Consider the following 24,708-nt stretch of genomic DNA (forward strand, 5'->3'; position numbering starts at 1 on the left):
CTTATGGACTTCAGTAAGGGGCACGGCACCGAGAACGACTTCGTGGTCCTGCCCGATCTCGAGGTCCGCATCGACTTGTCTGCTGCGCGGGTGACCGCGTTGTGTGATCGTCGACGGGGGATCGGAGCTGACGGGGTCCTGCGCGTGGCCAAGGCCGGTGCACTCGTGACGGCCGGTGTGCTCGCCGAGCTTCCCGGCGGTGTGTCCGAGGACGACTGGTTCATGGACTACCGCAACGCGGACGGATCGATTGCCGAGATGTGCGGCAACGGTGTTCGAGTCTTCGCCCACTACCTTCGGTCGGCGGGCTTCGAGGCACGTGAAGAGTTCGTGGTCGGTAGCCGGGCGGGCGGTAGGCCGGTGATCGTGCATTCCACAGACGGCGCCGACGGAGATGTGACCGTGGGCATGGGTGCCGTCCGGGATCTGGGTACCAGCACCGCGACCATCGACGGCAAGGTCTTGAGCGGAATCGGCATAGACGTCGGTAATCCGCATCTGGCTTGCGTGGATCCACATCTGACAGCGGACTCACTCGCGGCACTCGACCTGACGGCCGCCCCGGGATTCGATCCCGGCTTCTTCCCGCACGGGGTGAACGTGGAGATCCTCACCCGAATCGAAGCCGGCGCCGTCGACATGCGTGTGCACGAGCGCGGGGTCGGCGAGACGAGATCGTGCGGCACCGGTACGGTAGCCGCCGCGACAGCCGCGCTGCGCTTCGACGGGTCCGACTCCGGTGAGGTGAATGTCCGCATTCCCGGTGGTCAGGTAACCGTGGCGCTGTCCGATGGGCAGGCAACCCTTCGTGGTCCCTCCACACTCGTGGCATCAGGAGATCTCGCCGACAGCTGGTGGAACGCCGTCGCCTGATCGCTTCGCAAAATGCGCGTGCGCGCTCTGGGCGTTCCGTGTGATCATCATGCCCCGGACGTTTTGTGGGATTATGAGGGTGTATGACGAAATCACATCGCACAGAAGAAACGCCGATCTTCGACTTCGCCGAGCTCGCCTACGACGACGGGAGTCCTTCGGTCGGCGAGATGCAACTCGAGGACCGCAGCGCATTGCGCAGGGTCGCCGGGCTTTCGACCGAGCTCACCGATATCACCGAGGTCGAGTACCGGCAGTTGCGCCTCGAACGCGTGGTGCTGGTCGGCGTCTGGACGCAGGGGACCGTGGCGCAAGCCGAATCCAGCATGGCCGAACTTGCGGCACTCGCCGAAACTGCGGGATCGGAGGTCCTCGAGGGTCTTGTCCAGCGGCGTGACAAACCTGACGCGGCCACCTACATCGGTTCCGGCAAGGCCGAGGAACTTCGCGAGGTCGTGCTCGCGACTGGCGCCGACACCGTGATCTGCGACGGTGAGCTCACACCTGCGCAGTTGACTGCCCTGGAGAAGGTCGTCAGGGTCAAGGTCATCGATCGGACAGCGCTGATCCTCGACATCTTCGCCCAACACGCCACGTCCAGAGAGGGCAAGGCGCAGGTGACTCTGGCGCAAATGGAGTACATGCTGCCGCGACTGCGCGGCTGGGGTGAGTCGATGTCCCGGCAGGCGGGCGGTCGTGCCGGCAGCAACGGTGGCGTGGGTCTGCGCGGTCCTGGTGAGACCAAGATCGAAACGGACCGGCGTCGTATCCGTGAGCGGATGGCAAAACTGCGCCGCGAGATCAAAGGAATGAAGGCCGCCCGCGACACGAAGCGCACCCGCCGACTCCGCAGTGAGGCGCCATCCATCGCGATCGTCGGATACACGAACGCCGGTAAGTCGAGCCTGCTCAACGCGTTGACCGGATCCGGCGTACTTGTGCAGAACGCGCTCTTCGCCACCCTCGATCCGACTACGCGCCGTGCCGTGCTGGATGACGGGCGCGAGTACACCCTGACGGACACCGTCGGTTTCGTGCGGCACCTGCCCACGCAATTGGTCGAGGCCTTCAGGTCGACGCTCGAGGAAGTCACAGACGCGGACCTGCTGCTGCACGTCGTCGACGGTTCCGATCCACTGCCCACGGATCAGATCAAGGCGGTGCGCGAGGTGATCACTGAGGTGCTCAGTGAGAATGATGCACCGGCGCCACCCGAACTCATCGTGGTGAACAAGGTCGATGCGGCGGACCCGGTCACATTGACCCAATTGCGCGGACTGTTGCCCGGCGCGTCGTTCGTCTCCGCCCGGACCGGCGAAGGCATCGCGGAGTTGCGGGGGCATCTCTCCGAAGTTCTGGTCCGACCGGAGATCGAGATCAGCGTCCTGCTTCCGTATACCCGGGGCGACCTCATGTCCCGAATTCACGCGGACGGGCAAATTCTCGACTCCTCCCACGGGGAGGACGGCACACGCGTTCATGCGCGGGTGCCCGAGTCGTTGGCCTCGGCCTTGGTTCAGTACGCCGGCAGTGCCTGACCGCCGGCGGTGGGCCGCGGCGGCCGCCGTTGCCGCGCTCGTGGGTTGCGCATCACTGGTGACGGGTACGACCGGGTCAGCGGAGCCGGTCCTACGTGACCGTATCTTGGTCGATGCGGCGGAATTCACCCCGATCTGCACACCCGACGACTCCGACGTCGGCGCACCGGCGGAGTCGTCACTCGAGGAACTGTCCGGGCTCGTCTCGGCCGCCGGACTGCTGTATGCGGTCGGTGACAGCGGTTCCGATCGTGCCGTCGCGGTCATGGACGCGGACTGCGTGGTGCAGCGCTGGCTTCCTCTACCCGTCGATCCATACGATGTCGAAGACATGGCCCTCGGACCGGACGGGCGCCTGTGGTTGGCCGATGTCGGCGACAACGGGCGTAGACGTGAAACCGTGGCACTCATTGCAATGGACCGTGACACCGGTGTTGGAGAGTTGCACCGTTTGACGTATCCGGACGGTCCGCATGACGCCGAGACGCTCTTGATCCAACGCGACGGCACCCCGCTGATCGTCACGAAGGAGATTCTCGGGGTGGGCAGTGTGTACAGGCCGGTCGGTGACGTGGGAGTGGGCGGACTGGCCACACCCGGTCCCACGCCGCTCGAGAAGGTGGCGGTGCTGGACCCCTCGGAGACCAGCGGCAAGGGGGTCGAAGGGAGTGGCAACGCCGCGCCCTCGCTGCGACCGACGATGTTCACCGGTGGGGCGGTGTCTGCGGACGGGACCGTCGCCGCCGTGCGGAACTACTCCGACGTGTTCCTCTACTCGGCACCGGACGGTGACCTGCTGTCGGCCTTCGCATCGGGTCCCGTCGTGCGTGCGCGGGTGCCGCAGCAACCGCAGGGTGAATCGGTCGCGTTCACCGAGAGCGGGGATCTGCTGATCGCGTCCGAAGCCCGCGAGGGGCCGATTCCCGCGATTCAGGTGCTTCCCGGTGCTGTGTCGCTGGTGCAGGGCACGCAACCTGCCGGGACCGTTGTCGATGATGAATCGGCCGAGTCCTCCGGAACACGGTGGGAGATCGGTGTCGCCGCCCTTCTCGGGGTCGCGCTGACGGCAGTTCTCGGTTACGTCGCCCTTCGCCGAGTTCGGTCGTCAGCCCTCTAGGGCAACAGCGCGAACGGGGGCACCGTCGAGGCCCGCCAGGCGAATCGGGAACGCCGAGAACAAGGGACTCGGGGTCGTCACAGCGGCGAGGTTCGCCAGGTTCTCGAAGATGACTCCCTCGGCGCCGAGAATGACTTCGTGGAAGGGGAGGTGTGCGGCGCCGAGATCGCCCCGCGATTGGGCTTCGGTGGGTGAGAAGTCCGGGCTCGGTAGATCGACACCGACCGATCGAATCTGGTGGGAGGCGAGGTAGTCGGCAATTTCGACATCCAGGAAGGGGTGCTCGAAATACGCCGGTGTGTTGAAGCGCTCGGACCAGCCGGTCTGAAAGATCACGATCTCTCCCGCCACCAGACCGTCGAGCTGCGTGATGACGCGATCGAGGCCGATGCGTTGCTGCCTCCGCGTCTCGGGCACTCGAATGATTCGCGAACGGCCATGGAACAAGGTCAGGTCGACCTCGTCGATCGTGGCGGCATCCTCGATGCGGTGTGCGGGTGCATCCACGTGGGTGCCGCTATGAGTTCCCATGTGTAGTGCGGACACACGGAACCCATCGGCCCGAATCGTCGTCACGGTCTCGAAGGAAAAGGCCGGATCTCCTGGGAAAACCGACATCCCGGGCGTCAGGGGCTGGCTGAGGTCGATGATGCGAACAGGCATGGTGTTGTTCCTGTCGTCCGGACGACACGTCAGTGCTGAGTGAAGTTGTTCGTAGTGTGCACTACGTCGACCCGCCGTTCCGGCGCATTTGCTGACGCCGGAACATTGTCATGCGTCGAGGTCTGTCGCCACCAGTTGCGCAACCTTCTCGACCGTATCGGCATCTTCGCTGGTGACGGTGACATCGGTGCCCTTGGAGGCACCGAGCGTCATGATGAGCAGGGCAGACCCTGCGTCTACCGGTTCGCCGTCCGCAACTGCGAGCGTGACGGGCACTCCGGCGGTCGCGACTGCTTCGGCGATGACTGCGGCGGGGCGGGCGTGCAGGCCGATGGACGAACCTACTGCAACTGTGGTGCTGGGCATGCAATTTCTCCTTGTTCGGGTAGTGGTAATTCGGGTGGAAACAACTAGGTCGAGTGGATGAACCGATGTCATACTGCGACTGCCACTCTGCCCTGGTCGAGTTCGGCATCAGGGGTGCTGGGCCTGATGAATTCCTTGGCGCCGACGACGCACAGCGCTGCCACGAGGACACCGAGGGCCAGCGCGACGACGAACCACAGCAGATTTCCGACGGCGAAGAACACCAAGAAACCGCCGTGCGGCGCGCTGAGGCTGACGTCGAACATCATGATCAGTGACCCGGTCACCGCACCGCCAACCATCATCGAAGGAATGACGCGCAAGGGGTCGGCTGCGGCGAATGGAATGGCACCTTCGGAAATGAACGCCGAGCCCAGCAGCCACGCAGCCTTGCCATTCTCGCGCTCGGCCTCGCTGAACAAGCTGGGACGCAGAATCGTCGAGGCGACTGCCATCGCCAGTGGCGGTACCATTCCCGCCGCCATCACAGCGGCCATGATGCGAAGCGACGCAGGGTCGTTGACGTTCAGTCCGGCCACCGCAAACGCGTACGCCGCCTTGTTTACCGGGCCACCGAGGTCGAAGCACATCATCAGCCCGAGAACGACGCCCAGGAACAGAATCGAACTACCCGACAGTCCGTTGAGCCAGTCGGTCAGGCCTGAGGTGATCGCGGCCAGCGGACGGCCCAGAACCAGGAACATCAGTGCACCGACGATCAGAGTCGCGAACAATGGGATGACGACCACCGGCATCAGACTGCGCAGCCATCTGGGAACCGCGATCCGGGTGAGCCACAACGCCACCGCGCCGGCGATCAGACCACCGACGAGTCCGCCGATGAAACCCGCGCCCACGAACGCGGCTACAGCACCCGCCGTGAAGCCTGGTGCGAGACCCGGTCTGTCTGCGATCGCGAATGCGATGTAGCCGGCCAGGGCGGGGATCAGGAATTCGAAGGCCAACGACCCAAGTTGGAACAGCACTGCGCCCAGGTATGTTGCGAGCCCACCGTCCGGTAGGTTGCCCAGGGAGTTGTTGAGGACAATATCCGTTGCGGGCTCGGAGATCTCGTATCCGCCGATCAGGAAGCCGAGCGCGATGAGAAGGCCGCCGGCGGCGACGAACGGGATCATGTAGCTGACACCGGTGAGCAGCACCTGCCGTAGGTGGGTGCCCCATCCGGTCGTGCCGACCGACACTTCCGGGTCGGGCGTGCGACGGTCGACGTCCACAGTCGCGGCCGACTGGTCCGAACCCGCGTGCAGCGCTTCGCTGATCATCCTGTCGGGTTCGTTGATCGCACGTTTCACCCCGGATGTGACCACGGGTTTGCCTGCGAACCGGTGCTTGCCCCTGACTTGAACGTCGGTGGCAAAGATGACGGCGGTCGCACCGGCGATCAACCTCGGCGCCAGCGGGGCGCTACCGCCCGAACCCTGGGTCTCCACGTGGACGGTGACACCCGCACGCTTGCCGGCTGCGACGAGCGAGTCGGCAGCCATGTAGGTATGGGCGATACCTGTGGGACATGCCGTGACGGCGACGATGTGCTTCGGTGCCGCTGATCCGGAATTCGCTTCTGGCGCCGGTTCGCGTTCGGAAGGGGGTGCGGCAGTCTGTGTCGCTGGGGTCGAGAGAACGCCCTCGACCAGGGTGACGATATCGGTCGCTGTGTTCGCAGCACGTAGTGCGCCGACGAATTCGGGGCGCACCAGTGCCCGTGCGAGTGAGGAGAGCAACTTCATGTGCTCGGTGCCGGCACCCTCGGGGGCCGCGATGAGGAATACGAGGTCGGCTGTCCCGTCAGGGGCCCCGAAGTCGACACGCCGATCGAGCCGAGCGAATCCGAGGGAAGCTGACCGAACGCTCACCGAGCGGCAGTGAGGGATGGCAATTCCACCTGGAAGGCCTGTCGCCGAGTGGGATTCACGTTCCATTGCGGCTTCGTGGAGCGTAACCGCATCGGTGGCACGTCCGGCGTCCGCGAGACGATTGGCGAGTGCGAAGATCACCTCGGCTTTGGAGGCCCCGAGGTCGGAATCCAGGGAGACCAGGTCTTCGCTGATAATCCGTGAACCCGCTTGAAGGTCGGGTAGCGAGTTGTCGGACATGGTGTTTCCTCTTGTTTCAGGCCGGGTCGGAGATGGGGGAGTGGAGATCGGTGACAGTGACGGTGTCGAAATCGACGTACGCGGGTGTCGGCAACGCGGTGCCGGGGAGTGCCGCGGCCGCTGTGCCGTATGCGACGGCTGAACGGAGACAGTCCGCGGGCGCGCCGCCGCCGACATGCGCCGCGAGGTATCCAGCCAGGGATGCATCGCCTGCACCCACGGTGTTGCGGGCGACGATCGGTGGTGAGGTTGCGGACCAGGCGCCGGCCTCCGTCACGAGTACCGCGCCGGCGGCACCGAGTGTGGCGAGGACTGTTCCGGCCCCGCGGTCCACGAGTTGCCGGCCGGCGTGTGCGGTGACCGCCCAGTCTCCGCGTAGCGCAGACTTTTCGAGTAGTGCCGCGTCGGCGCCGGTCACCTGGGCGAGTTCCTCGCTGTTGGGTTTGAGCAGGTTGGGGGCAGCCGCGGGAAATCGGTTGGCGAGGGCGAGGAGAGGGGCATCCGACGTGTCGACGGCGACGCGGCACGGCGACGAGCGAAGCTCCTCTACGAGCGCCGCGTACCAGTCGGTGGGAACACCGGGGGGTAGCGAACCGGACAGCACGACCCAATCCGCGCGGGACCCGTGCTCGATGATCTCGGTCTGCAGATCTGCGAGGGATATCTCGGACATCGTGATGCCAGGTTCGTTGATCTTGGTGGTGGTGCCATCCGGTTCGGTGATCGTGATGTTGGTGCGGGCTGCACCGGGCATCGCCACGCCGATGTGCTCGATCTTGTGATCGGACAGAGCTGCCAACAGCGGATCCTCCTCGTTGCCGGGCACGACCGCGATAGCCGCGATGCCTGCCGACGTGAGTGCCCGCGCAACGTTCACGCCTTTGCCGCCGGGTTCGCTGCGGGTCGCTCTTGCGCGCAGGACCGTCCCTCGTTCGAGGCGTCCACCCAGATCGACCGTGCGGTCGATGCTCGGATTGGCGGTCAGGGTAACGATCATGCGATCACCACCTCGATCTCTCGGTCTTGGAAGCTGGCGCGGTCTGTCGGACTGATCTCGTCATCGGTTATGAGGATGTCCACGCTGTGGATGGGCGCGAAGCTGACGAGGTGTTCGCGACCCACTTTCGATGCGTCGGCGACGACGACCACGCAGTTGGCAGAGCGCACCATCGCGCGCTTTACCGCCGCCTCTTCGGTATCGGGCGTGGACAGACCGTGTTCGACGCTCAGCGCGTTGGTGCCGATGAACGCTACATCGACTCGAAGGAGGTCGAGGATGCGAAGGGCCTCATCTCCGACCGTGGCCTGCGTGGTTCCCCGGACGCGGCCGCCCAGCATGTGGAGATTGATCGAACTGAACCCCGCGAGGCGAGCCGCGATCGGAACCGAGTTGGTGATCACCGAAAGATCGAGATCGGGGGGGAAGCCGTTGATGATGCGTCCCGTGGTGGTTCCCGCGTCGAGCAGGACACTGCCCCCAGATGCTGGAAGGTAGGAGCCTGCGAGCTTGGCGATCCGGTCTTTTTGTTCCGCCCGAGTGTGCTCGCGCTCCACCAAACCTGGTTCGGTAACAGTGAGGGTGGTTGCAGGCACGGCGCCGCCGTGCACTCGGCGGACGTGCCCGAGGCGCTCGAGAAGAGCGAGGTCGCGGCGGACGGTCTCGGTGGTGACGCCGAAAGTGTCGGCCAAGTCCGCCACCGACACGCGTCCCCGTTGGGAGATCATGGTGGCGACTTCCTGCCGGCGTTCTTCCGGATACACGCGTCTCCCTTCCAACTCTTGTCGATGAATCCTTCGGTGATGCGATCAGCTGAGGCGGGCGCACCACAATGTTGCTTCATGTTGTTTTACGCCCACTTATGTTGGCACGTCAAGGGCGAGGGTAATCTCCATCACGTAGGCAGAAGCGAGCCAGTCAGGAGGATCCGATGACCGAAACCCGCGAAGCCGTGCGAGGAACACCGGTAGTTCCTGGTGTCGCGTACGCGCCGGTGATCTGGCCTTCTCCGAGACCCGAGCTCGAGCCTGGGCTGCCGCGCATCGATGCGTCGTCGCGGGACGGTGAGAAGCTCCGTTTCGAAGAGGCGGCTGCTGTGGTCGCGCAGCGGCTACGTGATCGTGCGTCCACGGCCTCCGGCGCGGCCACCGAGGTACTGCTGGCCAATGCCGCCATGGCGGTGGACCGCGGCTGGCTGGGCGCGGCACAAAAGCTGATTGCGGACGGAACCCCCGCCGAGGAGGCGGCGGCCCAGGCAACCGAGCAGTTCGTCGTCTTGTTCACCAAGATGGGAGGGCTGATGGCAGAGCGCGTAACGGATCTTCGCGACGTTCGGGATCGGGTCCTCTCGGAACTCCTGGGTCTCCCGGAGCCCGGCATCTCGACGCCCGAGACTCCGTCGATCCTCTGCGCGCGAGACCTGGCTCCTGCCGACACGGCGGGTCTCGATCCTGAAATGATCGTCGGTCTTGTCACCGTCCTCGGTGGACCGACCAGCCACACAGCCATCATCGCTCGGCAGCTCGGGATCCCCTGCGTCGTAGCGGCGGACGGCCTCGAGTCCGTCACCGCCGGTACGACCGTACTTCTCGATGGTGAGGCCGGGGAACTTGTGGTGGAACCGGACCCAGGAGAGGCTCGCTCAGCGGTGGAGCAGAGCCGGGCCGACCGGGCACGCATCCAGGGTTGGAAGGGTCCGGGCCGAACGAGTGACGGTGTGTCCGTATCGATCTTGGCCAATGTCCAAGATGGTGCGGGTGCGCGGTCGGCCAGTACGACTGCCGCCGAGGGTGTCGGCCTCTTTCGTACCGAGTTGTGTTTCCTGGACCGCGATTCCGAGCCAGGCATCGACGAGCAGGCCGAGATCTATGCCGAAGTGCTCGAGGCGTTCGCGGAGCGCAAGGTTGTGATCCGGACGCTCGATGCAGGTTCGGACAAGCCACTTCGCTTCGTCCGTCAAGTGGACGAGGAAAATCCGGCACTCGGTGTTCGGGGTATCCGAATCGCGGCCGACAACCCGGGAATCCTCAGTAGACAGCTCGATGCAATTGCTTTGGCGGCCAATCGGACTCGATCGCAGCCGTGGGTGATGGCACCGATGATCGCCACCGCTGCCGAGGCCGCGTCTTTCGCCACAGAGGTTCGGGCCCGCGGGCTGGTGCCGGGTGTGATGATCGAGGTTCCGGCGGCAGCACTGCTCGCAGACAGGCTTCTCGAGCACGTTGACTTCCTGTCAATCGGCACGAACGACCTCGCGCAGTACACGATGGCCGCCGACAGAATGTCCCCTGAGCTGGCGTCATTCACCGACCCTTGGCAGCCTGCGGTGCTCGCGCTCGTGGCTCGCACCGCAGACGCCGGTGGCGCAACCGGTAAGCCGGTGGGAATCTGCGGCGAGGCCGCAGCGGACCCACTCCTCGCGTGTGTGCTCGTCGGTCTGGGTGCGACGTCATTATCGTGCGCCGCTGCCGCAGTGCCGGGTGTCGGGGCGAAGCTAGGCACCGTGACGTTGGACACGTGTCGGCGTGCTGCGGAGGCGGTCCTCGCGACGAGCGACCCCGTGGAAGCGCGAGCCGCCGCGACCCTGATCTTCGAGGGCTAGTCGGCGAAACCTGCACCGAATTACGGAGACTCGGGGAGCCTGCTTACTATTGCCGACTTGTGACCAACAGAATCACTCGCGACGATGGCCCCCGCACGCCCGAACCCTCGGTATTCTCGCGAACCTTCGGATGGACGGTTCACGGTGACGGTCGGAGGATCATCGACGGCGAGGTCGTCGCGCCGGACGAACGGTTGACATGGCCCCGCACCGTCGGGATCGGGATGCAACATGTCATCGCCATGTTCGGCGCCACCCTGCTCGTCCCGACCATCACGGGTTTCCCGGTCACGACCACGCTGCTGTTTTCCGGTATCGGAACGGCGCTGTTCCTACTGATCACCCGAGGCCGAATCCCCAGCTACCTCGGGTCCTCGTTCGCGTTCATCGCACCGCTTACGGCTTCGCAAGGGTCGGGCGCCGCAGCGCAACTCGGTGGCGTGGTGGCGGCCGGTGTGCTGTTGCTCTTGGTCGGCGTGGTGGTGAAGCGCGCCGGATCACGGGTTATCGATGCCTGTATGCCCCCCGTCGTTACGGGTGCCGTCGTTGCACTGATCGGGCTCAATCTCGCGCCTGTGGCGGTGGACTCGTTTCAATCGCAGCCGTTGATAGCCGGTGTGACGCTTCTTTCGATCCTGCTCGTGACGGTCATCGGTCCGGGACTGCTCGGGCGTCTGAGCATCCTGGTCGGCGTGGTTATCGGGTGGGTGTTCGCGGCTTTGAACGGCGGACTCGCCGAAGAGCGCGTAGCGGCACTGCGGCAGGCGGACTGGTTCGGGGTGCCCGAACTGCAGGGGCCGACATTCGAGTGGTCGGTGATCGCCCTGACACTTCCCGTGGTCATTGTGTTGATCGCGGAGAACGTCGGTCACGTGAAGGCGGTGGCCGCGCTGACCGGGCGTCCGCTCGACGACGTTGCCGGCGATGCGCTCGTCGCGGATGGGCTGGCTACCTCACTCGCTGGATTCGGCGGCGGCTCCGGCACCACCACCTACGCGGAGAACATCGGTGTCATGGCCGCAACACGCGTCTATTCCACCGCCGCCTACTGGGTTGCCGCCGCGACCGCGGTGGTGCTGGCATTCTCGCCGAAATTCGGCGCGCTGGTGTTCACCGTCCCCAGTGGCGTGATCGGCGGTGCGACTCTCGTGCTGTACGGACTGATCGGCGTTCTGGGTGTGCGGATCTGGATGGATGCGAAGGTGGACTTCACCGATCCGGTGAACTTGACCGTGGTCGCGACAGCGCTCGTCGCGGGCATAGGCAACCTGACATTGACCATTGGGTCGGTGGAACTCGGTGGGATCGCTTGGGGGTCGGTGGGCATTCTGGTTGCATACCCCGTGATGCGTTCGCTCACAAAGTTCAAGGGAGCCAGACGGAAGAACGCATGAGTCACGAAACCCGATCACCTGGGTCATGCCCCGCAGCGGCTGCCGTCTCTACGGTCGAACGAGACGTACCCTGGCAGTTGACGTGAGGAGTCGGCGTGGAGCGCACCCTGTTCGAACCGGAACACGAGTTGTTTCGACAGTCGTACAAGCAGTTTCTTGCACAGTATGCCGAGCCGAACCATGCGAGGTGGGAAGAGCAGAACATCGTCGACCGCAGCCTATGGGTGGAGGCCGGTAAGCAAGGCTTCCTCGGTATGGCGGTGCCGGAGGAATTCGGTGGCGGCGGAGTACAGGACTTCCGGTACAACGCGATTGTCACCGAGGAGAACACCCGCGGCGGATACAGCGGCATCGGGTTCACGCTGCACAACGACGTCGTGGCGCCCTACCTGCTCGATCTGTGCGATGAGGAGCAGAAGCGGCGCTGGCTGCCCGGCTTCGCCTCAGGTGAATTGATCACGGCAATCGCGATGACCGAACCCGGCACCGGTAGTGATCTGCAGGGAATCAAGACTCGTGCGGTGCGTGATGGCGACGATTGGGTTCTCAACGGATCGAAGACTTTCATCACAAACGGAATCAACGCGGACCTCGTGATCGTCGTCGCGTGTACCGACCCGGACAAGGGTTCGCAAGGATTCAGCCTCCTCGTGGTCGAGCGGGGCATGCCGGGTTTCGAGCGCGGCCGCAATCTCGACAAGATCGGGATGAAGGCACAGGACACGGCCGAGTTGAGCTTCACCGATGTCCGGGTTCCCGCCGCCAACCTCCTCGGTGAGGAGGGAATGGGATTTCTCTACTTGATGAAGAATCTTCCGCAAGAGAGGTTGTCGATCGCGGTTGTGGCCGCGGCGGCGATGGAATCGGCGCTGGACATGACCATTCAGTACTGCCGGGACCGGAAGGCGTTCGGTAAGTCGATCGGCAGCTTTCAGAACACCCGGTTCGTACTCGCCGAACTTGCCACCGAGACCACAGCGGTCCGTGTCCTCGTCGACAAGTTCATCGAGATGCTGGGCGATGGGAAACTGTCGGTGCAAGACGCTGCGATGGCGAAGTGGTGGACGACCGAGGCGCAGGTCCGGCTGATCGACCGGTGCTTGCAACTGCACGGTGGTTACGGCTACATGAAGGAATACCCGATTGCCAAGGCATATTTGGATTCTCGCGTGCAAACCATCTATGGCGGCACGACCGAGATCATGAAGGAGATCATCGGTCGGGGTCTGAATCTCTGACGGCTCTGCACAAGCGCGCATTCGCTGTTCGTCCACGAGAGCCCCGCGGCGATGCCGCAGGGCTCTTCGATTTACCCGGGCCCTCGCTAGATCTTGCGCATGACCGTTACCACCTTGCCGAGGATCGCGGCGTCGTTACCGGGAATCGGCTCGAACAGCGGGTTGTGTGGCATCAGCCAGACCTCGTTTCCCGTGCGCTTGAACGTCTTGACCGTGGCCTCGCCGTCGATCATCGCGGCGACGATGTCGCCGTTCTCTGCCACGTTCTGCTGACGGACCACGACCCAATCGCCGTCACAGATTGCAGCATCGATCATGGACTCTCCCACCACTTTCAAGAGGAACAGCGAGCCCTGGCCCACGAGTTCCCGCGGGAGGGGAAAGACGTCCTCGACAGCCTCCTCGGCCAGGATGGGACCGCCCGCGGCGATGCGGCCGAGAACGGGGACGAACGTGGGTTCGGGGTGTGATTCGTCGTCCGCGGAAGATACGACGGCAGCCGGATCGATCCTGACGGTCGAGTCGGACCCGACGCCCGCTGCCGACTCGTCGAGGCCGCGTACGTCGACTGCACGCGGACGATTGGGGTCGCGGCGGAGGAAGCCCTTGCGTTCGAGAGTGCGGAGCTGATGGGCGACCGAGGAGGTGGACGTCAGGCCCACGGCGTCGCCGATCTCCCGGATGCTCGGGGGGTAGCCACGATCATTCACGGACGTACGGATCACCTCGAGGACGCGGCGCTGCCGGTCGGTCAATCCGGCGGCGGAGCCACCGCTTACACGTGTACTCGAGCCGTCTTTCGTGCTGTCGCCCCTCATCGCTGGGTGCCTCCGTCTTTCTGTGGGTGATCGAGGTGTGGGTCGCGTGTGACTGCTGTGCCGGGTGACTCGAATCTATCCCGCTTTCGCCCGAGTTTCAAACATCTGTTCGACACGGGTCGGGAGATGTGGTGATTTTGTCGGGTCGCCATGGTAAGAATCGAACATGTGTTCTTTCGAACGCATGAGCGAAGGCCTGAAAGGGGTAAGTGCCCGGCGGGATCGCAGCCCAGTTGGTTGGTGAGGGAAACGAGCAGCGGAGGTACGTATGAGCAACGCAGTTCTCGACCGGCAGTCATTTCTCGACCGGCAGTCAGAACCCCACAGGATGGCGCACGTGCGGGGTGGTGGTCGCCCGAGGACCGCTGCGGCGTACGGGAGGTCGAGGACCGAGCTTCGGCGACGTGCCGGCGATGGTGACCTTCGGCGTCCGGCTTCCGGTTCTGTTTCGTATGGGTCGGGCCGGGTCGGCGTCTCCTGCGCCGCGCATGTGCGTCCAGAGGCAGAGGTCGGGTGGCGGATGGTGCTCGCGACCGTAGCGATCACGGCGGGGGTGCTGTGCGGCCTCTTCGGGGTGGCTCTCGTCGCCACTACGGACGCCGTCGCCACCACGGGCACGACAGGGGGCGCGGTCGTGACGGAGGTAGTTCATGTTCAGACAGGAGGCTGATCGTTCCGGCGTCGACCACGTCGTGATCGCCGCGACGCTGCATGACGGTGTCATCGAGCGGACGGGTAGTCTCGGACGCGGACAGTTCCACCACTTCGTCTGGTCGCTTCGAGATCGTGCATCCGTTGAGTGAACCCGTGCTCGTTGGTTCGCCACCGGGGGAGGCGAACTGTTGCGGCCACGACGGCTACGACGAAGGATTCGCCATGCACTGCCCGTTCTGTCGGCACCCGGATTCACGTGTGGTCGATTCGCGAGAAGCAGACGAAGGACAGGCCATTCGGCGGCGCCGGTCGTGTCCCGAGTGTGGTCGCCGGTTCACGACCGTCGAGACCGCGGTCCTATCGGTTGTGAAGCGTAGTGGTGTCACCGAGCCGTTCAGTCGGGAAAAGGTCGTGCGGGGTGTGCGCCGCGCCTGCCAGGGGCGTCAGGTCGACGATGATGCGCTGAATCTTCTTGCCCAACAGGTGGAGGACACCGTCCGCGCGTCAGGGTCGGCCGAGATCCCGAGCAATGAGGTCGGCCTGGCGATTCTGGGGCCGCTCAGGGATTTGGACGAAGTGGCGTACCTGCGTTTCGCATCGGTGTACCGCTCGTTCAGCTCTGCGGAGGACTTCGCCCGCGAGATCAAAGAACTGCGCGTACAAAGGGAATCCAGCGAGGAGGAGTGACCTGATTCCGTGTGTCAGCGCACCTTCTCGATAGCGCTCAGGATTCGCTTCTCCGAGACAGGGATCGGGGTTCCGAGAGCCTGAGCGAAGAGGCTGACCCGCAGTTCTTCTATCATCCAGTGGATCGTATCGAGCTCGGCAGAGTGGAGGCGCTCCTCCGGCAACGCCGAAAGTAGGCGTTCGTACCGGGCATACACACGATCGAGAATGTCCATTCCCTTCGTGTCACGGGTTGCGCTACCCGGCAGGGACTCGAGGCGCGCGGTCGCGGCGGCGAGATACCGGGGTAGCTCGCGGAGCCGGGCCGCGCCCAGGTCGGCAACGAAGCCGGGGAAGAGGAGGGACTCTCGCTGCTGTCGAACGTCGTCCGCGGCCTCGCCGCGGGCGCGGTCCAAGACCACCGCAAGGCGGTGATCAGCCTCGAGTATCGGTACCACTGCTCGCAGCAGCGCCGTCACTCCGCGGGCCATTTCCGATCGTGCTCTGGTCACCAGGGTGTCGAATTCCTGCGGTGTACGAATCGTCGCACCGTGCGCTGCGATCAACTTATTCGCCACTGCGTTGCGGCAGTCCTCGATCAGAGCGTCGAGGCTGCCGTCGGGGTTCTGCCCCAGCGCGAGTCGCTGTGCATTGCTCAGACCGGACGTCACGGTCTTGGTCTGCGTGGGGACTGCGGTGAGGAGCAGCTTTCGCGTTCCGGCGAGCATGGCGGCACGTTGAGCTGCAGCGGTGCTGAGCACCCGCACGGCGACGCCGCCACCCTCGGGGACCAGGGCGGGGTAACCGATGACCTTCTGTCCGCCGACTTCCCGGGTCACGGTGGTTTCGAGTGAGCCGAGGGTATCGGGTGTCCAGGTGAGTGCCGGTGGCCGCTCCGAATTCGAGGCGGCCTTGGCTACTTCCGCCTGCGCCTGAGGCGCGAGTGACCTCTGTAGCGCGGCGAGGTCTTTGCTCCGATCGAGGACCGCCCCGTTCTCGTCGACTACGAGGAAGGTCATGCGGAGGTGGTCGGGTAGCGCAGTGGGATCGAAGTTCGCAGGGTCGATGCGGCATGCTCCGAGTCGCGACAACTCGCGTGCCATCGCCGTGACGAGTGGTTCGGATCGCGGAGTGACGGCGACCAGAGCGGCGTTTGCGAAATCGGGAGCTGGAACCACTTGTCGCCGAAGGGTCTTGGGCAGCGTCTTGATGAGCGCGGCAACCAGTTCGGTTCTCATGCCGGGGACCAGCCAGTCGAAACCGATCGGCCGCAGGCCCGACAGCAGGGCGATCGGGATGCGCGCTGTGACGCCGTCATCTTCGCCTCCGGGCTCGAACTGGTAGGTGAGCGGGAACTGCATGTCGCCTTGACGCCAGGCATCGGGGTAGTCGCCGCCGAGGACTGCCGCGGACTCGGCATTCACGACGGTCGATTGGGTGAACGTGAGCAGGTCGGGTGTGGTGCGCCGCGCCACCTTCCACCAGGAGTCGAAATGGCGGGCGGACACCGCTTCCGAGCCGACACGTTGATCGTAGAAGTCGTAGAGGACGTCGTCGTCGACGACGATGTCGCGCCTACGTGCGCGGTGCTCGAGTTCTTCGACGTCCTCGAGGAGCGCCCGATTGGCGTGGAAGAACTTGTGGTGAGTTTGCCACTCACCCTGGACCAACGCGTGGCGGATGAACAGTTCCCGGGATACCTCGGGATCGATGGTGCTGTAGTTGACCGCACGTCGGGCGACGAGGGGGATCCCGTACAGCGTCACCCGTTCCCAGGCGGCGGCAGAACCCCGCTTGGACGACCAGTGCGGTTCAGAGTAGGTGCGTTTGACGAGATGAGGGGCGAGCTTCTCGGCCCATTCGGGTTCGATTCGGGCGGACATCCGCGCCCACAGACGTGAGGTCTCGACGAGTTCCGCGGCCATCACCCACCGCGGCGGCTTCTTGAACAAGCTCGACCCGGGGAAGATCGCGAACCGAGATCCACGGGCACCGAGGAAGTCTCGTTTCTCTCCCTCGCGCAGCCCGATGTGTGACAGCAGTCCTGCCAATAAGGACTGGTGGATCGCGGCGGGAGTCGCGGGGGTGGTGTTGGGCTCCCAACCTAGTCTGTGGGTGATCTGGCGGAGTTGCCCGTGCAGGTCCTGCCATTCGCGGATACGCAGCCAGTGCAGGAATTCGTTACGGCACATCTTGCGGAATTGGTTGGACGACAGCGAGTTCCGCTGCTCTCGAAGGTATTTCCATAGCTCGAGGAAAGCGAGGAAGTCGGAGTTCTCCACATTGAACCGGGCGTGCTTCTCGTCCGCGGCCTGCGTGAACTCGGCTGGACGTTCTCGCACGTCTTGTATGGACAGTGCAGATACGATCACGAGCACCTCGGACAGACATCCGTTCCGGTGCGCCTCGACGAGCATCCGGGCCATCCGTGGATCGACCGGTATCCGAGCAAGTTCCCGACCGACGGTGGTGAGGACGGGCAGTCCGCTCTTGGTCTTGTGCTCGATCGCTCCGAGTTCCTGGAGTAGACCGACACCGTCGCGGACCGCCCGCGGGTCGGGTGGCGCGACGAATGGGAATGCGGCGATGTCGCCGAGGCCGAGTGCCGTCATCTGAAGGATGACGGAAGCGAGATTGGTGCGCAAGATCTCCGGCTCTGTGAACGCGGGTCTGGACTCGAAGTCCTCTTCCGAGTAGAGCCTGATGCAGATCCCGTCGGCAACACGGCCGCAACGCCCGGAGCGCTGGCGGGCGGAAGCCTGCGAGATCGGTTCGATCGGTAGGCGTTGCACTTTCGTGCGTACCGAATACCGGGAGATGCGGGCAGTTCCGGGGTCGACGACGTACCTGATCCCAGGCACGGTCAGGGACGTCTCGGCGACGTTCGTCGACAGCACCACCCTGCGCCCGGTGTGAGGCGTGAAAACCTTGTGCTGCTCAGCGGCGGACAGACGCGCATACAGGGGGACGATCTCGGTTCCCCGCAGTTTCCGGTCGCGCAGGGCGTCGGCGGTGTCACGGATCTCTCGTTCGCCGGACAGGAAGACCAGGATGTCGCCATCGCCCTCGGCGAACAATTCTTCGACGGCCTCGCACACAGCGTCGACCGGGTCCCGGTCGAACGTTTGCTCACCCGTGTCCACCGTGAGCGGGCGGTACCGGATCTCGACGGGGAATGTTCGCCCCGAGACCTCGATTATCGGTGCGGGAACCCCATCGCGAGCGAAGTGCTGCGCGAATCGCTCGGGATCGATGGTGGCAGATGTGATGATCACCTTGAGATCAGGTCTGCGGGGGAGCAGCTGTCCCAGGTAGCCGATGATGAAGTCGATGTTGAGGCTGCGTTCGTGCGCTTCGTCGATGATGAGCGTGTCGTACTGGCGCAACATCTTGTCGCGCTGAATCTCGGCGAGCAGGATGCCGTCGGTCATCAGTTTGACCCTGGTCCCGTCCGATACCTGGTCGGTAAATCGCACCGTGTATCCGACGGTCTCGCCCAGTTCCTCGTGAAGTTCCTCGGCGATACGCTCGGCGACGGTTCTGGCGGCGAGGCGTCGGGGCTGGGTGTGGCCGATCAGCCCACGCACGCCGCGGCCCAACTCGAGGCAGATCTTCGGGATCTGCGTCGTCTTGCCGGACCCTGTCTCGCCCGCGACGATGACCACCTGGTGCTTGGAGATCGCGTCTGCGATGTCGTCGCGCCGCAGGCTCACCGGAAGGGAATCGGGGTACTCGATGGCCGGTGCTGCAGCAAGCTTGCGGGCCAGGCGTGTGCGCGCCGAGACGATCTCGTCCGACAGCGCGGCAAGTGCCTCGGGTGTGCGCGCACGATCGAGCCGTCGGCGAAGCCGGTGCTCGTCTCGAAGGGTGAGTTCGCCGAGGCTCTTCTTCAGTTCCGATCGGCGCGGTGATGTGGTGGACATGCTGGCAACAGCGTAGCCAAACCCGCTCGTCGCGCTTCGATGTGGCTGCAAGTGTGGTTCGGTCCAGTACGACCTGTAGTGCCCACGTACCGGGTCGAGCGATGCGGTCTCGACCCGGTATGTGTGGCGGGAGTGGCTATGCTTCAGCCGAATCCGCTAGGGAGCTGCGAAGAAGACCGGCTCACCGAGAAGGCCGGTAGACACAGACCACAGTCCATCGGCACCCGCGGGGACCGCAGCGCACACGTTCGCTTCGATGGTGCCGCCTGGGTACAGCTCGTCGATATCGAAGAGGTCGTTGGGGAGGACTCCGCATTCATCCCCGTAGGTCCGGTTGTCCGTGCCGACGAACTCTGCGGTGATATCGAGCCAGGGAAGTGTGGTGTCCTCTCCCGTGTAGGTGGCTGTGAGCGGAACCATCCAGAACTCCATACCCGCCTCGGGCGGGTCGTTGAACTGGTTTTCGGCTGCGATCTCGGCCCACGCCTCTCGGGGAGTGCCGAGCGTGATCTCCCAGTCTTCGTTGGCTACCGTCTCGCCAATCGGAAGTGGGTTCTGCCTGCTACCGGCTTCGGAACCGCTCTTGCCTTCGTTGTCGCCGCTGACTGCCGGGGCAGGTGCCGAAAGCTCCAGTTCATTGAGAGCGTCGTCGAGGGCCTCATCGACAGCGCTCGCGAAGAAGACGAAGGCTGCGATCATGCCGGCGAGTGCCCCGACAATCGAGACGACGATCGCGGCAATACTTGTGCCCTTGGCCTTTCCGGACTGGGCCACCCCGACGATTCCGAGGATGAAGGCGATCGGGAGCAACACCCACCCGAGGATGAGCACCACCGGGATGCATACGAGGATGAGTCCGACGATGCCGACGATCAGGCCGATCAGCCCCAGCGTGTTCTTCTCTTTCGATGGAACCTGCGGTCCGATGGGGGGCATCATCGGGTTGGCTGGGGGCGGGGTGCTCGGTGCTTCCCCCGAGTGTGGTTGCAATGTGTCGCTCCTTCCAAGCAGACAGGGAACCGGACAATCCGGACATTGGGTCAGGCTCGGAGTACGCTAGTGGATCGCTGTCTAGAGGATTCAACCGGGTTGTGACGGTTGGCACATCGCGGAAACCTCCTGCACGCCGTTCCGTCTGAGCGGGGGCGTCGCTCTCGCCGCCGCGTATGCGGACGGACGTTAGGACGTCTGTGTACTGGCGTGCGTGGGTAGTCGGGCGAACAGTCGCCCGCATCGGGGTGGATCGTGTGCCCGCCGGGTCGCTTTCTCGGCCGCCCGGGGTGCGGATTGTGCGAACTGCGGCAAGTATGGGGAGGTCCGCGTCACAATCCGAGGAGGCCGAACATGGTGCCGTCGACGTCGTCAGACGCACGAGAATCGGTTCCACCTGGAGTTTTGCGTAGGGCGATCGCGGCATCTGCGATGGGCAACGCCACCGAATGGTTCGACTACGGGGTCTACGCGTTCACCGTTTCATACATTTCCGCGGCGTTTTTCCCCGGTGACGCCACCACAGGCACGCTGTACGCGCTGTTGGTGTTCGCGGTGTCCTTCTTGGTCCGCCCGCTCGGCGGGCTGGTTTGGGGGCCCCTTGGAGACCGGTTGGGACGCCGCCAGGTGCTCGCTCTCACGATCCTCCTGATGGCTGCTGCCACGTTCTGTGTCGGCCTCCTGCCGGGATACGACACCATCGGAATCTGGGCGCCCGTGCTGCTCGTGCTGTTGCGCATGATTCAGGGCTTCTCGACCGGTGGCGAGTACGGCGGGGCCGCCACGTTCATGGCGGAGTACTCCCCGGACCGCAGGCGCGGCTTCTGCGGAAGTTTCCTCGAGTTCGGCACGCTCGGTGGGTACGCACTCGGCGCGATCGTGGTGCTGGGTGTCGAACTGGTGTCGACCGACGCATTCATGCAGTCGTGGGGCTGGCGTCTGCCATTCCTTATTGCGGGTCCTCTCGGCATCATCGGCCTGTATCTGCGGACCAAGCTCGAGGAGACACCGGTGTTCCGGGAACTCGACGACAAGGGTGCCACCGAGGATGCGGTCACGACCGAGTTCAAGGATCTGGTCACCAGGTACTGGAAGCCGTTGCTGCTGCTGGCTGGGCTCGTGATCGCGCTCAATGTCACCAACTACACATTGCTCGGGTATATGCCGACGTACCTCGAGACCCAGATCGGTCTCTCTTCTCAGGCCTCGTTGACGCTGTTCATCGTCGGGCAGCTCATCATGATGTCAGCAATCCCGTTTGCCGGGGCATTGTCGGATCGAGTGGGCCGCAAACCACTCTGGTATGTATCGCTCGTCGGCCTTTTCGTGTTCGCGACTCCGATGTATCTGCTGATGCGTCAGGGCTTCGGATGGGCGGTACTGGCGTTCGCGATCCTCGGATCCCTCTATGTACTGCAACTGTCGACCATTTCGGCCACCTTTCCGGCGATGTTCCCCACCCACGTCCGCTTCGCAGGGTTCGCCATCGCGTACAACGTGTCGACATCGCTGTTCGGCGGCACCGCTCCCGCCGTCAACGAACTCCTCATCGACTGGACGCACAACACGCTCATGCCCGCGTTCTACATGATGGGTGCTTGTGTCATCGGGCTCGTCGCCCTGTTCTTCGTCGTCGAGACGGCGGGAGCGTCGATCCGCGGAAAGGGAATTCCCGGGGTGGATACCGAGGCCCATCCGACAGCCTTTGCCCACAGGTAGGGTCCGCCGAAGAACCCGGAAACCGGTGCGCGCGTCGTCAGTGGCATAGTCGGTACGGGTTGGTTTCACGAAGGGAAAACGAGAATGGCGTCGGCACTGTGGCACGGATTCGCGGATATGGGCGCGGTGGAGCAGAAGGGTCCGTTCGTGGTGTCCCGCGGTGAGGGCGCATACATCTGGGACGACCACGGCAACCGCTACCTCGATGCGACTGCGGGCCTGTGGTTCACCAATGTTGGGCACGGGCGTTCGGAGATCGCAGATGCTGTTGCGGAACAGCTGCGGACCGTCGCGCACTTCTCGAACTTCGGCGACTTCGCACCGGAGACCACCGTGAGGCTCGCCGAGCGCCTAGCCGCTCTCGCGCCCGTGCCGGGCAGCAAGGTCTTCTTCACCTCCGGCGGTTCGGACTCCGTGGACACGGCGGCCAAGCTCGCGCGCCGCTACTGGCACGAGATGGGCAAGCCGGGCAAGACGATCGTGGTCGGTCGTCAGAAGGCATACCACGGCATGCACGTGGCGGGCACCGCCCTTGCCGGTATCCCGGTCAACCGGGAGGGATACGGCGAGTTGATGGCAGACGCCGCAACGGTCGCCTGGAACGATGCCAAAAGCCTGCTCGAACTCATCGAGCGGATCGGGGCAGACAAGATCGCCGCTTTCTTCTGCGAGCCTGTCATCGGTGCCGGCGGCATCTACCTGCCGCCGGAGGGGTATTTGGCCGAGGTGCGCGACATCTGCCGCGAGCACGACATCCTGTTCGTCGTCGACGAGGTGGTGACCGGGTTCGGGCGAATCGGCGGTGAGTGGTTCGCATCTACGCGATTCGACCTTCAGCCAGACCTGATGACGACGGCGAAGGGCTTGACGTCCGGGTACGTCCCGATGGGTGCAGTATTCATCGCTCCCCGCGTCGCGGAACCGTTCTTTGCCGGCGGGGTGTGGTGGCGGCACGGGTACACCTACGGCGGGCACGCGGGTGCCGCGGCTGCCGCTCTGGCCAACCTCGACATCATCGAACGTGAGAATCTGCTCTCGGAGTCGAAGCGACTCGAGGCCTCGCTGCACGAGCACCTGGCGCCCCTCGCCGATCATCCGCGGGTCGAGGAGGTGCGTAGCGGTCTCGGTGCCGTCGCAGCGGTGCAGCTGGCGGATCCGGCCGAAGCACTTCCGTTCGTGAACACACTACGGGAACATGGAATTTCGGGTCGCGCCGCAGGGCAGGGTGCTATGCAGGTCTCACCGTCGTTCGTGATGACGGACGATCAGGTAGCTCAACTCGCCGATGGGTTCCGCCGGGCGCTGGGCTGATTCTTCGCGGCGTCGTACCGAAGGAGTCGGCGCAGGCCACCGGTGAGCCTGCTGCGCCAGGTCTGCGGCGGCGACTCGGTCATTTTCCCGTCGTCCGCCGCGGATGCGCGGGTGTATCGCTCGTGGAGCCGTGCCCGGACCTCATCAGCGGTGTACGCCTTCCGCTGCCGGTCCGCGCGCACGGCAACGACACCGGTCGCGGCGACACCTACAAACCCAGCCAGCCCGACGAGTTTCCACCATTGTCTGCCGCGCGGTCGCATCCTTCTACGCTAGAGGCATGGAGGGCCCGCGGCACACGGACGGACGACACAGCGGTTCGCGTATCGATCTCGAGCGCGCCGTAGAAGTCACCAGAACCGGTGACATCTGGATCTTCCGCGGACGCTCTGCGGCCGACAGAGCCATCCAGACCCTGACCAACAGTCCGGTCAATCACGTGGGAATGTCGGTGGTGCTCGAGGATCTGCCGCCGTTGATGTGGCATGCCGAACTCGGGCATTCGTTGCAGGACATGTGGACCGGCCGATTCCAGCGTGGTGTGCAACTTCATGATCTTCGTGCGGCGGTCCGGGTGTGGGGCGTGCGCTACGGGCAGCGGGCGTGGCTTCGACAACTTGCCGAGTCGGTCACCCGGCAGCAGGAAGACGCATTGATGCGCACCATCGCGAGACTCGACGGCACCCCCTTCCCATCTACTGCGAAGCTTGCGTCACGTTGGTTCGGGGGGCGCCTGCCCCGCGTCGGGCGCCGACCGGCGCGTGCTGAAGGTCTCGGGAGTGCAGGTCTCGAGAGCGCCTACTGCGCAGAGGTGGTCGCGCAGACATATGAGGCGATGGGGCTGATCACAGGCCGGCGTCGTGTCAACTGGTTCGACCCCGGTAGGTTCTGGAGCGGGGACAAGCTGCCTCTGGCTCCCGGGGTGATACTCGGCCGCGAGATCGAAGTGACTCTAGGCGAGGCCGATCTCGCTGCGGGGCGGGACCGGCGACCATCTTCACAGGACGCGTGACTTCTCGGCCCGGACGAGTCCGCCGACTTCGACCCACCCGGCCGGGTCGTAGGTCGTGTGCAATATGGATCCCCGGCCCTGCTCGATGAGCAGGGCGTGGCGTAGGTGTTCGGTGATGTGGACGGCAGCTGCCCCGGTCGCCTCGTCCTCCATGGTTCCGACTTCCGGAGCGAACATGCGAGATCGAATGGAATGCTCGACCCTGTCGGTCCACGCCCACAGGTAGTGACGGCCGGGACCGAATTTCTTCGGATCGGCTGCCTCCACCTCACGCACACTGTTCATCGGGTACAGGGAGAATTCCGGTGCCCAGTCGGGCTTTGCGCGAACCCACGTGAGGGCTCCCGAACGTCGGGTGGCGACGGAACCCGCCGGAACCTCCAGCGTTCGAACCGGGGTGCCGCGCTCGTGCAACCACCAGGAGAGCCCCACTGTGGGATGGCCGGCGAAGAAACGTAGTTCGGTGGCGTGAGTGAAGACCTGTGCGCGTGCGTACTCGGAGCCGGGGGTGGGGAGCTCGACGAAGATCGTCTCGCTGTATTTCAGCTTCGCGGCGACGGATTGCCGGTCTTCCGCGGCGACGGTGGTCGCGTCGACGATCCCGAGCGGGTTCCCGTGGTGTCCCCGCTCGTCGGTGAACACCCGGACGACGTCTACGTGGATGGGCATTATCGCAGCTTATCGCCTCAGTGACCGAACGGCCCCGCGTGCGG

At 64.5% G+C, this 24,708-nt stretch carries 22 protein-coding genes; 12 read left to right on the forward strand and 10 right to left on the reverse strand.

The features are described from left to right. Positions 1 to 3: 3 nt before the first annotated feature. From dapF to BFN03_RS06265, 3 genes are all read left to right on the forward strand, one after another. Positions 4 to 873 (forward strand): diaminopimelate epimerase, encoded by an 870-nt coding sequence (dapF, locus tag BFN03_RS06255; RefSeq protein ID WP_070378288.1) that lies wholly within the window; start codon positions 4 to 6, stop codon positions 871 to 873. Between the two features lie 83 nt (positions 874 to 956). Continuing rightward, complete coding sequence (gene hflX, locus BFN03_RS06260) at positions 957 to 2,411, forward strand: GTPase HflX (RefSeq protein WP_070378289.1); 1,455 nt, start codon at positions 957 to 959, stop codon at positions 2,409 to 2,411. Next, on the forward strand, positions 2,404 to 3,528 hold the full coding sequence (locus BFN03_RS06265; protein WP_070378290.1) for a hypothetical protein: 1,125 nt from the start codon (positions 2,404 to 2,406) through the stop codon (positions 3,526 to 3,528). The genes hflX and BFN03_RS06265 overlap by 8 nt, the downstream gene beginning before the upstream one ends. On the opposite strand, the gene BFN03_RS06270 is transcribed toward BFN03_RS06265, so the two are convergent. The 5 genes from BFN03_RS06270 to BFN03_RS06290 form a co-directional block, all read right to left on the reverse strand. Beyond that, positions 3,517 to 4,191 (reverse strand): cyclase family protein, encoded by a 675-nt coding sequence (locus BFN03_RS06270; protein ID WP_070378291.1) that lies wholly within the window; start codon positions 4,189 to 4,191, stop codon positions 3,517 to 3,519. The genes BFN03_RS06265 and BFN03_RS06270 overlap by 12 nt on opposite strands. Positions 4,192 to 4,299: 108 nt before the next feature. After that, complete coding sequence (locus BFN03_RS06275) at positions 4,300 to 4,557, reverse strand: HPr family phosphocarrier protein (RefSeq protein WP_070378292.1); 258 nt, start codon at positions 4,555 to 4,557, stop codon at positions 4,300 to 4,302. A 68-nt stretch (positions 4,558 to 4,625) separates the two neighbouring features. After that, positions 4,626 to 6,671, reverse strand: coding sequence for a PTS fructose transporter subunit IIABC (locus tag BFN03_RS06280; protein ID WP_070378293.1), 2,046 nt, complete (start codon positions 6,669 to 6,671; stop codon positions 4,626 to 4,628). Positions 6,672 to 6,687: 16 nt separating this feature from the next. Beyond that, entirely contained in the window at positions 6,688 to 7,668 is a 981-nt protein-coding gene (locus BFN03_RS06285) for a 1-phosphofructokinase family hexose kinase (protein WP_070378294.1), read from the reverse strand. Further along, entirely contained in the window at positions 7,665 to 8,432 is a 768-nt protein-coding gene (locus tag BFN03_RS06290; RefSeq protein ID WP_070378295.1) for a DeoR/GlpR family DNA-binding transcription regulator, read from the reverse strand. Before BFN03_RS06290 ends, BFN03_RS06285 begins: the two co-directional genes overlap by 4 nt. 167 nt (positions 8,433 to 8,599) lie before the next feature. On the opposite strand from BFN03_RS06290, the gene ptsP reads away from it, so the two are divergent. From ptsP to BFN03_RS06305, 3 genes are all read left to right on the forward strand, one after another. Then, positions 8,600 to 10,270 (forward strand): phosphoenolpyruvate--protein phosphotransferase, encoded by a 1,671-nt coding sequence (ptsP, locus tag BFN03_RS06295; protein ID WP_070378296.1) that lies wholly within the window; start codon positions 8,600 to 8,602, stop codon positions 10,268 to 10,270. A gap of 59 nt (positions 10,271 to 10,329) precedes the next feature. Further along, the gene (locus BFN03_RS06300) at positions 10,330 to 11,664 is read left to right on the forward strand and encodes a uracil-xanthine permease family protein (protein ID WP_442971866.1); all 1,335 of its coding nucleotides are present in this window, start codon (positions 10,330 to 10,332) and stop codon (positions 11,662 to 11,664) included. Positions 11,665 to 11,759: 95 nt separating this feature from the next. Then, the gene (locus BFN03_RS06305) at positions 11,760 to 12,902 is read left to right on the forward strand and encodes an acyl-CoA dehydrogenase family protein (protein ID WP_070378297.1); all 1,143 of its coding nucleotides are present in this window, start codon (positions 11,760 to 11,762) and stop codon (positions 12,900 to 12,902) included. Positions 12,903 to 12,988: 86 nt separating this feature from the next. Here the strand turns inward: BFN03_RS06305 and lexA are convergent, their stop codons facing one another. After that, on the reverse strand, positions 12,989 to 13,720 hold the full coding sequence (gene lexA, locus BFN03_RS06310) for a transcriptional repressor LexA (RefSeq protein WP_070378298.1): 732 nt from the start codon (positions 13,718 to 13,720) through the stop codon (positions 12,989 to 12,991). 268 nt (positions 13,721 to 13,988) lie between these two features. Here lexA and BFN03_RS06315 point away from each other — a divergent pair, with 268 nt between their 5' ends. From BFN03_RS06315 to nrdR, 3 genes are all read left to right on the forward strand, one after another. After that, positions 13,989 to 14,390: a hypothetical protein gene (locus BFN03_RS06315; protein ID WP_070378299.1), complete on the forward strand. Its 402-nt coding sequence runs from the start codon at positions 13,989 to 13,991 to the stop codon at positions 14,388 to 14,390. Further along, entirely contained in the window at positions 14,371 to 14,523 is a 153-nt protein-coding gene (locus BFN03_RS20395; protein ID WP_157109566.1) for a hypothetical protein, read from the forward strand. The genes BFN03_RS06315 and BFN03_RS20395 overlap by 20 nt, the downstream gene beginning before the upstream one ends. Positions 14,524 to 14,596: 73 nt before the next feature. Further along, on the forward strand, positions 14,597 to 15,061 hold the full coding sequence (gene nrdR / locus BFN03_RS06320) for a transcriptional regulator NrdR (protein ID WP_070380673.1): 465 nt from the start codon (positions 14,597 to 14,599) through the stop codon (positions 15,059 to 15,061). A gap of 14 nt (positions 15,062 to 15,075) precedes the next feature. Here nrdR and hrpA read toward each other — a convergent pair whose 3' ends face one another. After that, positions 15,076 to 18,963 carry an ATP-dependent RNA helicase HrpA gene (gene hrpA / locus BFN03_RS06325; protein ID WP_070378300.1) on the reverse strand — a complete coding sequence of 1,296 codons (3,888 nt, stop codon included), beginning with the start codon at positions 18,961 to 18,963 and terminating at the stop codon, positions 15,076 to 15,078. A 156-nt stretch (positions 18,964 to 19,119) separates the two neighbouring features. Beyond that, positions 19,120 to 19,953: a hypothetical protein gene (locus tag BFN03_RS06330; RefSeq protein ID WP_157109567.1), complete on the reverse strand. Its 834-nt coding sequence runs from the start codon at positions 19,951 to 19,953 to the stop codon at positions 19,120 to 19,122. A 354-nt stretch (positions 19,954 to 20,307) separates the two neighbouring features. Here BFN03_RS06330 and BFN03_RS06335 point away from each other — a divergent pair, with 354 nt between their 5' ends. Continuing rightward, positions 20,308 to 21,672 carry an MFS transporter gene (locus BFN03_RS06335; RefSeq protein ID WP_070378302.1) on the forward strand — a complete coding sequence of 455 codons (1,365 nt, stop codon included), beginning with the start codon at positions 20,308 to 20,310 and terminating at the stop codon, positions 21,670 to 21,672. A gap of 84 nt (positions 21,673 to 21,756) precedes the next feature. Further along, entirely contained in the window at positions 21,757 to 22,983 is a 1,227-nt protein-coding gene (locus BFN03_RS06340) for an aminotransferase family protein (protein ID WP_070378303.1), read from the forward strand. Here the strand turns inward: BFN03_RS06340 and BFN03_RS20095 are convergent. After that, a complete protein-coding gene (locus BFN03_RS20095) occupies positions 22,947 to 23,246 on the reverse strand; it encodes a hypothetical protein (RefSeq protein WP_084385517.1) in 300 nt (99 codons plus the stop codon). The genes BFN03_RS06340 and BFN03_RS20095 overlap by 37 nt on opposite strands. Before the next feature lie 17 nt (positions 23,247 to 23,263). Between BFN03_RS20095 and BFN03_RS06345 the strand changes: the two genes are divergently transcribed. Continuing rightward, complete coding sequence (locus tag BFN03_RS06345; protein WP_070378304.1) at positions 23,264 to 23,995, forward strand: hypothetical protein; 732 nt, start codon at positions 23,264 to 23,266, stop codon at positions 23,993 to 23,995. On the opposite strand, the gene BFN03_RS06350 is transcribed toward BFN03_RS06345, so the two are convergent. Next, positions 23,981 to 24,664: a PhzF family phenazine biosynthesis protein gene (locus tag BFN03_RS06350; RefSeq protein ID WP_070378305.1), complete on the reverse strand. Its 684-nt coding sequence runs from the start codon at positions 24,662 to 24,664 to the stop codon at positions 23,981 to 23,983. The two genes, BFN03_RS06345 and BFN03_RS06350, sit on opposite strands and share 15 nt — an antisense overlap. Between the last annotated feature and the right edge of the window lie 44 nt (positions 24,665 to 24,708).

Source organism: Rhodococcus sp. WMMA185, assembly GCF_001767395.1.
In the GTDB taxonomy this organism is placed as follows: domain Bacteria; phylum Actinomycetota; class Actinomycetes; order Mycobacteriales; family Mycobacteriaceae; genus Rhodococcus_F.

Bases quoted from the DNA above. Each gene is read 5' to 3' on its own strand.
- dapF (WP_070378288.1), top strand. From the start codon at position 4: ATGGACTTCAGTAAGGGGCACGGCACCGAGAACGACTTCGTGGTCCTG.
- hrpA (WP_070378300.1), bottom strand. From the start codon at position 18,963: ATGTCCACCACATCACCGCGCCGATCGGAACTGAAGAAGAGCCTCGGC.
- BFN03_RS06285 (WP_070378294.1), bottom strand. From the start codon at position 7,668: ATGATCGTTACCCTGACCGCCAATCCGAGCATCGACCGCACGGTCGAT.
- BFN03_RS06350 (WP_070378305.1), bottom strand. From the start codon at position 24,664: ATGCCCATCCACGTAGACGTCGTCCGGGTGTTCACCGACGAGCGGGGA.
- BFN03_RS06270 (WP_070378291.1), bottom strand. From the start codon at position 4,191: ATGCCTGTTCGCATCATCGACCTCAGCCAGCCCCTGACGCCCGGGATG.
- BFN03_RS20095 (WP_084385517.1), bottom strand. From the start codon at position 23,246: ATGCGACCGCGCGGCAGACAATGGTGGAAACTCGTCGGGCTGGCTGGG.
- nrdR (WP_070380673.1), top strand. From the start codon at position 14,597: ATGCACTGCCCGTTCTGTCGGCACCCGGATTCACGTGTGGTCGATTCG.
- lexA (WP_070378298.1), bottom strand. From the start codon at position 13,720: ATGAGGGGCGACAGCACGAAAGACGGCTCGAGTACACGTGTAAGCGGT.
- BFN03_RS06280 (WP_070378293.1), bottom strand. From the start codon at position 6,671: ATGTCCGACAACTCGCTACCCGACCTTCAAGCGGGTTCACGGATTATC.
- BFN03_RS06345 (WP_070378304.1), top strand. From the start codon at position 23,264: ATGGAGGGCCCGCGGCACACGGACGGACGACACAGCGGTTCGCGTATC.
- BFN03_RS20395 (WP_157109566.1), top strand. From the start codon at position 14,371: ATGTTCAGACAGGAGGCTGATCGTTCCGGCGTCGACCACGTCGTGATC.
- BFN03_RS06315 (WP_070378299.1), top strand. From the start codon at position 13,989: ATGAGCAACGCAGTTCTCGACCGGCAGTCATTTCTCGACCGGCAGTCA.
- BFN03_RS06275 (WP_070378292.1), bottom strand. From the start codon at position 4,557: ATGCCCAGCACCACAGTTGCAGTAGGTTCGTCCATCGGCCTGCACGCC.
- BFN03_RS06340 (WP_070378303.1), top strand. From the start codon at position 21,757: ATGGCGTCGGCACTGTGGCACGGATTCGCGGATATGGGCGCGGTGGAG.
- ptsP (WP_070378296.1), top strand. From the start codon at position 8,600: ATGACCGAAACCCGCGAAGCCGTGCGAGGAACACCGGTAGTTCCTGGT.
- BFN03_RS06335 (WP_070378302.1), top strand. From the start codon at position 20,308: ATGGTGCCGTCGACGTCGTCAGACGCACGAGAATCGGTTCCACCTGGA.
- hflX (WP_070378289.1), top strand. From the start codon at position 957: ATGACGAAATCACATCGCACAGAAGAAACGCCGATCTTCGACTTCGCC.